This window comes from Bacteroides sp. RTP31139st1_H2_RTP31139_211217, from assembly GCF_040227615.1.
In the GTDB taxonomy this organism is placed as follows: domain Bacteria; phylum Bacteroidota; class Bacteroidia; order Bacteroidales; family Bacteroidaceae; genus Bacteroides; species Bacteroides uniformis.
Window position 1 is genome coordinate 1 of record NZ_JBCNZM010000040.1, and the last position, 9796, is coordinate 9796.

Genomic DNA, 9796 nt, shown 5'->3' on the forward strand with positions numbered 1-9796 from the left:
AGTCAAAGATGTTGTGTTTTTTGACGAAGGCATAGAGAATGTCTTTCATCAGGCGTTTTTTCTCTTTGTTGAACTGAGACTTGAAGAACGCAACCATGTCGGATATTTCGGCATATTCCAAATCTGTCAGGTCTATGTAGATTGTCTTCTTTGAAGCATTGTAAGTTGCCCCCTTAAATGCTTCACTCTTACTGCCGAGAACCGATAAAAAGACTTGAATGATAATCGTGCGTTCTTCTTTGTTCCTATACTTGAATGTCCTGCGTGAAGTCTTGTTTTCGCAGATGTCTTCAAGCGTCATACCGTATTTTCTCAGGTGTTCTTCAAGAAGACGGCGGGCGTTCTCTGCCTCCCCACCGCATCCCCGTTCTGCGAGAGCGAGAAGTTTTTTGAGTTTGTCCGTAATTCTTTCCATATCAAAAATTTACTTATCAGTTTATTCCGATTTTATTTATTATTTCGTATATTTGTCCGCATACAAAATTGTATGACGGTGCAAATATAAACAAAGTAATTATTTTGAAAGAATAAATCGAAATTAAATTTATAATTTAACAATAATTATATTTACTAATGGAACATCTTAGACGATTGAAAAAAGTTATAAACTGGCTTATTTTCAAGGAAATAGCGGAAAATGAAAGGGCTTTGGCTGAAACTCTGGGATATACAAAGTCTTCTTTCTCTCAGATTGTTACGGGTAAAGTGCCTCTTTCCGAGAAGTTTATGAAGCGAATTTGTTCCCTTGATGAAAATATAAACTTTGTTTGGCTTCAATCAGGCGAGGGAGAAATGTTCCTTTCTAATAATCTGAACAGTGAAGACAGCGGGGTGGCTGTTCCTAAAGATGTTTGGGAAATTATCAAGCAGCAAGCGGAAAGCCTTTCAGCCCGTGACAAACAAATAGATGAATTAATGGAAATGCTGAAAGAACAGATTCAGGAGAACAAAAAAATCAATGCCCGCCGGGAAGGGAATGCAAGCTCTGCCGTTGCCGTATAGCGGTTGTCGGGAAAAGTGTTTTCAAAATACCTAAATATGGATATGAATAGAAGACTTCAAGATATTATAAAGTATAAGACTGGCGGGAGACAGACCGCCTTTGCAGCCCTTTTGAATTGGTCGCCGCAATATCTGTCTAAACTTCTGAAAGGCGTTGATTTCGGGTTGCAACCCGTAGTCTCAATCATTGAGGCTTTGCCCGAGATAAACGCCCGTTGGTTCTTGACGGGGCAGGGGGAAATGCTGAGTGATGAGAAACAAGCGGACTTGCGCCGTGAAGCCCTTGAACACGTTTATCAAGTCATGGAACTTGAACGCTTCATTCCCGTTATGACCCCCGATGAACTTCGCATGTTTGAACGTCAGGTCAGAGAGGGGGAGAAAGCCGATTTCAGCCCCGACACGATTCAATCATGGAGGGAACGCCTTAATGTCCGGGAGAGAGAAATTAACGTCAAATTTGCAACCGCAGCCGCAAAATCAGATGAATTATGCAGACAGAAGACAGCCAAAAGATAGTACGCCGTTTTTTTGAGGCTCTTTACCGCTTGAAAGATGACGGGAAAATAAGAGGTAAGCAGACTTTTACCCGTGAGTTTGATATAAATCGCTGGAATTTGAACAAACTTGAAAAGAACTTGGCAAGTGACATTTTTCAACCCGCTTGGTTGACTTATATAGTGAAAGAATACAAGGTTTCCGCACGCTGGCTTCTGACGGGCGAGGGAGACTTCTATGAAACGAGGACAGGGGCAAAGCCATGAGGCTGCCCCCGTCTCTTATTCCTTGTTGTCATCAGCCCCGAAAATATCGGGTATCATCGCAACCGCCTCCTGCTTTTTCTTATCAAGGATTTTCGCATAAATCTGTGTTGTAGAAAGCTCCTTGTGCCCGAGAAGTTTCTGAACCGTGTAAATGTCTGCGCCGAGGTCAAGCATGAGGACAGCGAATGTGTGCCGCCCTGAATGGAACGTGATGTCTTTTGTTATTCCCGCCCTGTTTGCCCACATCCTTAACTCAGCTATCATATAGGCACTGTATTTGAAACCGACAAAAACCCGGTCATCAGGTTCACGGCGAACCCCCATGTATTGAACCGCTTGTTTATTGATGTCAAGGTATTCTTGCCCGCCCGTCTTCTTCTGTTTGAAGATTATCCGGGTAAAGTCTCCTTGCTGCTGAACTTCACGCCAACGGAGTTTCTCAATGTCTGATTTGCGAAGACCTGTCAGGCATGAGAACATGAACGCATTTTTCAAGGCTGGGTATTTGCAATGGGCAGCAGCCATCGCCTTGACTTCTTCCAAAGTCAGATAACTTCTTTCTGTTTCAGCTTGTTTGAAACCCTCAATGCCACGAAGTGGGTTATGCGGTATTATCCTGTCTTCAAATGCTTGGTTGATGCAGGCACGGAGTTTGTTGAAGTAACTGACCTTGCTGTTTTGTGAAAGCGGCTTTGTCACTTCTTCCGTTGTGATAATCTTCCGTTTGTCTCTGCAACGGGCGTTCTTGTCAAGGTGTTCACGAAAACCGATTATCCATTCAGGTGTTATGTCCTTGAATGTGGTGTTAGGCTTGCAATACCGTTCAAGGTGTTTGAGGCAGCTATACCAATTACCCCAGTTTCCCCGGCTCTCGGGGTTGCCGTGACGTTTCTCACACATAGCCCGGTAATAGTCAAGAAAGTTCGTTTCAAGTTTGTAGGCGGCGTTAAAACCGTATTCTCCGTTTTGAAGTTCAACAACCCGCTTGGCTTTTATCGCCTCGGCGAGTTGAAGCGTCTGACGGTTCTTCTCCTTATCCTTTCTGTTCGTTTCAGGGATAAGATAGAGTTTCAAGTATTCATAAGACCTTTTCCCGTTCAGGTAGATGTCGAGGTATAACGTGATATTCCCCGAAGCGGTCTTTCTCTGTCTGAGCCTTATCGGTTCTTTCGATTTTCCCATAATTTTTGTTGCTTTTGTTGCTGTTTTCGATACGAGCAACAAAATAACAACAAAAAAATAATAAAACGGGTATAATCAGAGAAAAATTTCATATCGGTTTATATGGTATGTAAAACATTGATTGATTAACTGTTATCTATCATTGATTACACCCGTTTTGTATGCCTTTTGCTTTCCGTTTTACTTACTTCACTTTCCGATGCAAAAATGTTCGAAAATATTCCCAAGTACCATATCGTTCGTAACTTCCCCTGCAATATCGCTTAGATGGAAAATGCATTCGCGGATATCTTGTGAAACAAAATCTCCGGATAGATTTTCTGCTAATCCTTGTTGGACCCGGTGGATGGCTTCCAAGGCATGGGTCAAAGCCTCGTAGTGGCGTATATTCGTGACAATGACATCGTTTTGGGTAACCGTGGGCAGGTTAGCGGCAGAGATTAGCATTTGCTGAAGCTTGTCGAGGTTGGTACGTCCTTTGGCAGAGATGGAGATGCATTGCACATTAGTAGCGGCCACGGTGAAACTGGAGTTGGGGATGGTTGAGGCATCTTGCACCAAATCGGTCTTGTTGAATACGAGAATGAGCCGTTTCCCTTCGCAACGGGGAAGTATCTGGGTAGTTAGTTGTGGTATCCGTGAGACGGCATTCGTGGCATCAACTATCCAGAGCACGATTTCCGCCTGCTCCAATTTCTGGAAGGTTCGCTCAATTCCTAGGTTCTCGATGGTGTCGTTCGTTTCGCGTATGCCTGCCGTATCAATAAATCGGAAAGTTATCCCACCAAGATTGACTGTGTCTTCTATCACATCGCGGGTTGTCCCGTGTATGTCGCTTACAATGGCTCGTTCCTCGTTTAGTAGTGCATTCAACAGGGTGGATTTACCAGCGTTCGTTTCGCCGATGATGGCTACGGGCACGCCGTTCTTGATGGCATTGCCTACACTGAAGGATTGTACTAAACGGGAAATTACCTGCTCTATGCCGTCTGCTAGGAGACATAGCTCGGAGCGGTCGGCAAATTCCAGTTCTTCGTGGTCGCTGAAGTCCAGCTCCAGTTCTATGAGTGATGTGAAGTGCAGCAATTGGTCGCGTAGTGAGGCCAGCTCTTTACTGAACCCACCGCGCATTTGGCTCATGGCGAGGCGGTGAGTGGCGGCAGAGGTGGAGGCGATGAGGTCGGCCACGGCTTCGGCCTGGCTTAGGTCCATTTTGCCGCCCAAGAAGGCCCGTTGCGTGTACTCACCGGGAGCTGCCAGGCGGCAACCATTACCGATGAGCAGTTGCAACACCTTCTGAAGAATATAGCTCGAACCGTGGCACATGATTTCCGTGCTATCCTCGCCCGTGTACGAGTGGGGGGTACGGAATAAGCTTACAAGTACTTCGTCTATGATGTTTTCTTCTTCATGGATATGACCGAAGGTAAGTGTGTATGGCTTGGCATCCTTCAGCTTCTTCCCCTTCCGGGCAGGGGTAAATATGCGGGATGTTATCTCTATGGCATCCGGTCCGGAGACACGGATGCATCCTATGGCTCCCCCTTGGGCGGTGGCTATGGCACAAATGGTATCTTGGTTCATTTTATCCGGCTTATTTTTATTCAGCAAAGATAATGGTTTCTTTACAAAAAAGAGAGATGGTGATTCAACTTATGGGCTTTTATCGTAACTTTGTGCAAATCGATAATGGATAGATGCTTATAAAGCCTAATCCGCCTCTGTGCCCATTGTGGGTATAGCAGGACATTGCTACACTATACAGACCAGCAACGGGCACGTCAAGCAGGATGTGATGAAGTCATTACTATAAACCCTACTCCTAGGATTGGCTGAAGGAAAGGGAGGAGCATTTCTTGAAGGATACTTAGATACGGTCGAGTACTGTTTTGATAAGAGTATCTATCGTATTCTTGTATCCCGTGTTAGCTTCTTTTATCAGGCGGTTGGCAATGACCATGCATACCGTCATGGCCTTGTGCCCCATCAGACGGCTCAAGCCTGCCAGGGCAGAACTTTCCATCTCGAAGTTGGTGATACGGTAGCCGTTGTATTCAAATTTTTCAATCTTCTCATTCTGATGTGGGTCGGCAAGCGGCACGCGTAACTCGCGTCCTTGAGGTCCGAAGAAGCCCCCGGCGGCAATCGTTACGCCACGTACCATGTCGTTTTGTGCGATGCGGTCTATCAGTTCAGTGCTTGCATCAATGACGTAGGGGGCAGGGGCACACATGTTGCCGGACCATCCCATATGGTTGAGGAAGGCACGCTCCATGGGCAGGTCGCACACGGAGTTGCGTCCGGCATAGAAGTTGAGCAGCCCATCGAAACCAATGGACTTTTCAGAACATACGAATGTGCCTACCGGAGTGTAGGGTTGCAAGCCGCCGCAGGTGCCGATACGTACCAGCTCAAGGCTACGCAGACGGGGCTTTTCTTCGCGCGTCTCGAAATCGATGTTTGCCAGGGCATCCAGTTCGTTCATCACGATATCGATGTTGTCACATCCGATACCGGTGGAAACCACCGTAATACGTTTCCCCTGGTAAGTACCGGTGATAGTCTTGAACTCGCGGCTTTCCACTTCACATTCCTTGTTCTCGAAATGGGAGGCAACCAGTGCCACCCGTCCGGGGTCGCCTACCAAGATGACTTTGTCTGCCAGCCATTCGGGCTTTACGTGAAGATGAAATACAGAACCGTCTTCATTGATGATCAGTTCGGAAGAGGCGAAATATTTCTTCATATGCTTGAGGCTTTAATCTTTTGTTTATAAATAGAAACGCCGGGAACCGATTCTTGTTCACCGGTTCCGGCGTTTCGTCAGTTACTTTTCGGGTTATTTACTCAACGGCTGGCTGGTATTGCCCGTCGTCGGTTTAGCAATGTTTTCGCGCATGGAAGTGTCGGCTTCTATATTCTTCATCCGGTAATAGTCCATGATACCCAGATTGCCGTTGCGGAATGCTTCGGCCATGGCCTTGGGTACTTCCGCTTCTGCCTCGATAACTTTGGCACGGGCTTCCTGGGCTTTTGCCTTCATTTCCTGCTCTGTGGCTACGGCCATGGCGCGGCGTTCCTCTGCCTTGGCTTGAGCAATGTTCTTGTCGGCATTGGCTTGGTCTATCTGCAGGGCGGCACCGATATTCTTACCTATGTCAATATCAGCAATGTCAATGGACAGAATTTCGAATGCTGTTCCGGCATCCAACCCCTTGCGCAATACCAGTTTGGAGATAGAATCCGGATTCTCTAATACAGACTTATGATTCTCTGACGAACCGATGGAAGACACAATACCCTCGCCTACACGGGCCAGAATCGTGTCTTCTCCGGCACCTCCCACCAATTGGCGGATATTGGCGCGCACCGTTACACGGGCCTTGGCAATCAGCTGGATACCGTCTTTGGCAACAGCTGTCACGGGAGGGGTGTCAATTACTTTGGGGTTAACGGACATCTGTACGGCTTCGAACACGTCACGGCCGGCAAGGTCGATGGCGGTTGCCATCTGGAACGGCAGCTCGATATTGGCTTTAGAGGCGGATACCAGTGCGTGTACCACCCGCTCTACGTGACCTCCGGCAAGGTAGTGCGCTTCCAGTTCGTCGCGCGTGATGTTTTGCAATCCTGCTTTATGAGCTTCAATCATGCCGGGCACAATGATATAAGGAGGAACATTACGGATACGCATCAGGAAAAGTTGTACCAGCGAGATGTTTACTCCCGATACTTTGGCAGACAGCCACAAGAAGAACGGTACATAATGGAAGAAAAGTACCAGGAAGATAATGCCTCCTATAATGAGGAAGGCGGTTAAATACATTGTGCTTGGATCCATGAGATTAAATATTAATTGTTAGTTATAAATAGGTTGATTCCTGAAATTTCACTGCTTGAGCCGTTCCACTAAGAGGACTCCGTCGGCAATACGGTCTACGATAATCGGAGTCTTTTCGTTCAGGAAGCCGTCTGATGACTTTACTTCCACGATGTCTCCGTTGATTTCGGCATAGCCGATAAGAGCCAGGCGAGTAGTGGTTACGCCTATATCACCTACCTTGACTTTTTCCTCGGCACTACGGTCTACTTTGGAGGTGATGTTTTTTTTCAATGCAATTTTGTCGAGTGTCTTGGAGCGCATGAACCATACCAACGAGCCGATACAAGCCAGGGCAGATATGATAAGCGTAATGACACCTGCCGTGGTACCCATATAGGCAAAGGCATAGTAGTTGGCAAAGATGATGCAACCTCCTGCCAGAAAACCGGCAACGCTGATGCCCGGAATTACGAATAATTCCACTAAGAACAAGATTACTGCTCCTATAATCAATGAGGCGATAATGAGTATATCCATAGTTGTCTTTATTTGGTGGCTTGTTTTTCCAGGTTGCGCACTTGAATGGCAGTCTGCTCCATCTCAGTGGACAATTGCCGTACACGTTGCTCCAGGTCGAGGATGGCGGCGGACATCTTGTCCTTTTCCTGCTTGTTGGCTCGGGAGTATTCCGAACGCATATCTTCCAGTTTCTCCTGCAGTTGTTTGTAGCTCTGCTCCAGCTGATTGTATTTGCCATACGAGGCTTTGGCCTGCGGGGAGCGGAAATCGTCCAGCTGGTAGTAGGTGGAGTGGTCGTCAATGATGAATTGGAAATCATGCTTCTTGGTGGTCTGCGGCTTTGCGTTGGCAGCAGTCCGAAGTCTTTCTTGGGCGGCCTCTACCGCATCGGTGTCCGTCCATGTGTCCTTGATAGAGTGAAGTTGCGCCAATGATATCATCTTGTCCGGGTCCATCCCTTCGTAGTTGTACACTTGCTTGGATGAGTTGGGAATGAATACATAGATGCACACTTTGCCTTCCGGCTGGTAGCGGTCGGAGGCAAACCATCCCAAGTCGTTGAATTCGTCGATGACGTACATATAGTCGTTGTAGGGCGAATTGAACGGCATGCCCACATTTTCCGGCATCAGATAGGAGTCGGTATTCGTATTGTAACGGGTGACGAAAATATCATATCCTCCCATCGAGCCAGGGCCATCCGAAGCATAGTAGATAGTGATACCGTCCGTAAGTACATAGGGATAGTCTGCATTCATGGCCTCGTTGATGCTTCCGGGCAACAAGCTGCCATCACTCCATTTGTCCAGCAACTTGTTGCGCGAAAGGATACTGAGGGTGCTGTCCGGTTGCATTTCGCTATAATATAGCTTATTGCCCAGCTCCGTTTCGTATACCGTTCCGCCTTCCTTACCGGAATCATTGAAGTAGGTGTCGTACATGAACAGCTTGCCCGATTCGGGGCTGATTTTGTATGCATCCAGGAATTTTTCCTTGTCTACCACAAAGCTGTCGATGAAGCAGACCTCTTCCACGCCTTTCAGCATGCGCAAGTTGGATTTGCTTTTTTCCAATAATTGTTCGGCCTCTTCGGTGGAGCGTTTTCTCTTTCTCAGGTCGGAAATGTAGGTCTCATAAGTCTCGATGGCTTCTTCGAACCGATATAAATCATTGTATGCCCGGGCCAAATAGAGTTGCCCGCTGGGGACGCGTCTCTTGACGGCGCTTTCCAGGTGTTTCAAGGCTTCTGCGGGTTCGCCGGTTTCCAGGCAACATACACCGTACCATAGGTTGTAATTTCCATTGCCAGGTTGTGTCTTGACGAGTTTCTTGAAAGTGGGCTTGGCTTCTTCGTATTCTCCCTTCTCGTACAAGGCTTTGGCTTCTGCCAGGCTTTGTGCGGAAATTGTTATGCTCAAAAGGCCGAATAGAAAGAAAAGGATATATTTTTTATTCATATTGATACATGCTGATTGTTCAGAAGGTCAAAAATACAAATTTATCGTGAATAAAGCTGGTTTCCGTAATTCTATTTTGTTAATTCTTCTTTAAATCGTTCTTTTGCCTTACTTTTGCAACCGGAAGAGCTATAATTCATAACTTATAACTCATAACTCGTATCAATGGCACGATTTACTGAAGAAGAAAAGATGTTGCGCCGCATAGACAAGCGGTTTAGCAAAGGTGTGGTGGAATATGGGCTGATAGAGGACGGCGATAAGATTCTTATCGGGCTTTCGGGAGGCAAGGACTCTTTGGCGCTGGTGGAATTGTTGGCACGGCGTGCCCGTGTCTATAAACCCCGTTTTTCCGTTGTCGCCGTACATGTAGTGATGAAGAATATACCTTATCAAAGCGATGTGGACTATCTGAGGGAGTACGTAGAGTCGTGGGGAGTGCCTTTTGTTCTCTTTGAAACGGAGTTTGATGCCACGACAGATACCCGCAAGTCTCCTTGTTTTCTTTGCTCTTGGAATAGGCGGAAGGCATTATTTACCGTAGCCAAGGAGCAGGGATGCAATAAAATCGCGTTAGGCCATCACATGGATGATATTCTGGAGACCTTGCTGATGAATATCACCTATCAGGGAGCGTTCAGCTCTATGCCCCCCCGGCTGGTAATGAAGAAGTTTGATATGACGATTATCCGTCCGATGTGTCTGGTACATGAGGCGGATTTGATGGAGTTGGCGCAAGTGAGGGGGTATCGTAAGCAGGTGAAGAATTGTCCGTATGAGTCACAATCCAGCCGTAGTGCAATGAAAGGCATTCTGAAACAATTGGAGGAAATGAATCCTGAGGCACGCTATAGTCTATGGGGGAGTATGACGAATGTGCAAGAGGAATTGCTGCCTGCAATCATTAATCATTAATCACTAATCATTAATCACTATATGAAAGCATTTTATACCATTTTGCTATTGATTGTATCTAATATTTTCATGACGTTTGCCTGGTATGGGCATCTGAAGCTACAAGAGACAAAAGTCATCTCCAACTGGCCGTT

Annotated in this window: 12 protein-coding genes; 5 read left to right on the top strand and 7 right to left on the bottom strand. The window is 46.6% G+C overall.

The window, feature by feature from the left end; genetic code table 11:
• Positions 1 to 415 (bottom strand): DUF2786 domain-containing protein (locus ABUA47_RS08795; RefSeq protein WP_349831541.1); only part of this gene is annotated, 415 nt, incomplete at its 3' end.
• Positions 416 to 591: 176 nt separating this feature from the next.
• On the opposite strand from ABUA47_RS08795, the gene ABUA47_RS08800 reads away from it, so the two are divergent.
• Genes ABUA47_RS08800 through ABUA47_RS08810 form a run of 3 tightly spaced genes read left to right on the top strand, consistent with a single transcriptional unit; the run spans position 592 to position 1766 of the window.
• The gene (locus tag ABUA47_RS08800; RefSeq protein ID WP_225982498.1) at positions 592 to 1002 is read left to right on the top strand and encodes a helix-turn-helix domain containing protein; all 411 of its coding nucleotides are present in this window, start codon (positions 592 to 594) and stop codon (positions 1000 to 1002) included.
• A gap of 42 nt (positions 1003 to 1044) precedes the next feature.
• The gene (locus ABUA47_RS08805; protein WP_225982499.1) at positions 1045 to 1521 is read left to right on the top strand and encodes a hypothetical protein; all 477 of its coding nucleotides are present in this window, start codon (positions 1045 to 1047) and stop codon (positions 1519 to 1521) included.
• Positions 1494 to 1766, top strand: coding sequence for a hypothetical protein (locus tag ABUA47_RS08810; RefSeq protein WP_027199977.1), 273 nt, complete (start codon positions 1494 to 1496; stop codon positions 1764 to 1766). Before ABUA47_RS08805 ends, ABUA47_RS08810 begins: the two co-directional genes overlap by 28 nt.
• Before the next feature lie 15 nt (positions 1767 to 1781).
• On the opposite strand, the gene ABUA47_RS08815 is transcribed toward ABUA47_RS08810, so the two are convergent.
• From ABUA47_RS08815 to ABUA47_RS08840, 6 genes are all read right to left on the bottom strand, one after another.
• Positions 1782 to 2948: a site-specific integrase gene (locus ABUA47_RS08815; RefSeq protein WP_149923058.1), complete on the bottom strand. Its 1167-nt coding sequence runs from the start codon at positions 2946 to 2948 to the stop codon at positions 1782 to 1784.
• Positions 2949 to 3137: 189 nt separating this feature from the next.
• The gene (gene mnmE, locus ABUA47_RS08820; RefSeq protein ID WP_347774030.1) at positions 3138 to 4532 is read right to left on the bottom strand and encodes a tRNA uridine-5-carboxymethylaminomethyl(34) synthesis GTPase MnmE; all 1395 of its coding nucleotides are present in this window, start codon (positions 4530 to 4532) and stop codon (positions 3138 to 3140) included.
• Between the two features lie 283 nt (positions 4533 to 4815).
• A complete protein-coding gene (locus ABUA47_RS08825) occupies positions 4816 to 5694 on the bottom strand; it encodes a nucleoside phosphorylase (RefSeq protein WP_009036776.1) in 879 nt (292 codons plus the stop codon).
• 93 nt (positions 5695 to 5787) lie between these two features.
• Positions 5788 to 6789, bottom strand: a complete 1002-nt coding sequence (gene floA, locus ABUA47_RS08830; RefSeq protein WP_005826863.1) for a flotillin-like protein FloA — start codon at positions 6787 to 6789, stop codon at positions 5788 to 5790.
• Between the two features lie 48 nt (positions 6790 to 6837).
• The gene (locus tag ABUA47_RS08835; protein WP_005826862.1) at positions 6838 to 7308 is read right to left on the bottom strand and encodes an NfeD family protein; all 471 of its coding nucleotides are present in this window, start codon (positions 7306 to 7308) and stop codon (positions 6838 to 6840) included.
• An 8-nt stretch (positions 7309 to 7316) separates the two neighbouring features.
• On the bottom strand, positions 7317 to 8747 hold the full coding sequence (locus ABUA47_RS08840) for a tetratricopeptide repeat protein (protein WP_005826860.1): 1431 nt from the start codon (positions 8745 to 8747) through the stop codon (positions 7317 to 7319).
• A 165-nt stretch (positions 8748 to 8912) separates the two neighbouring features.
• On the opposite strand from ABUA47_RS08840, the gene ABUA47_RS08845 reads away from it, so the two are divergent.
• Both ABUA47_RS08845 and ABUA47_RS08850 read left to right on the top strand, forming a co-directional pair.
• Positions 8913 to 9662 (top strand): ATP-binding protein, encoded by a 750-nt coding sequence (locus tag ABUA47_RS08845; protein ID WP_005826857.1) that lies wholly within the window; start codon positions 8913 to 8915, stop codon positions 9660 to 9662.
• Between the two features lie 21 nt (positions 9663 to 9683).
• On the top strand, positions 9684 to 9796 hold a 113-nt coding region (locus tag ABUA47_RS08850; RefSeq protein ID WP_349831555.1), incomplete at its 3' end, for a DMT family protein.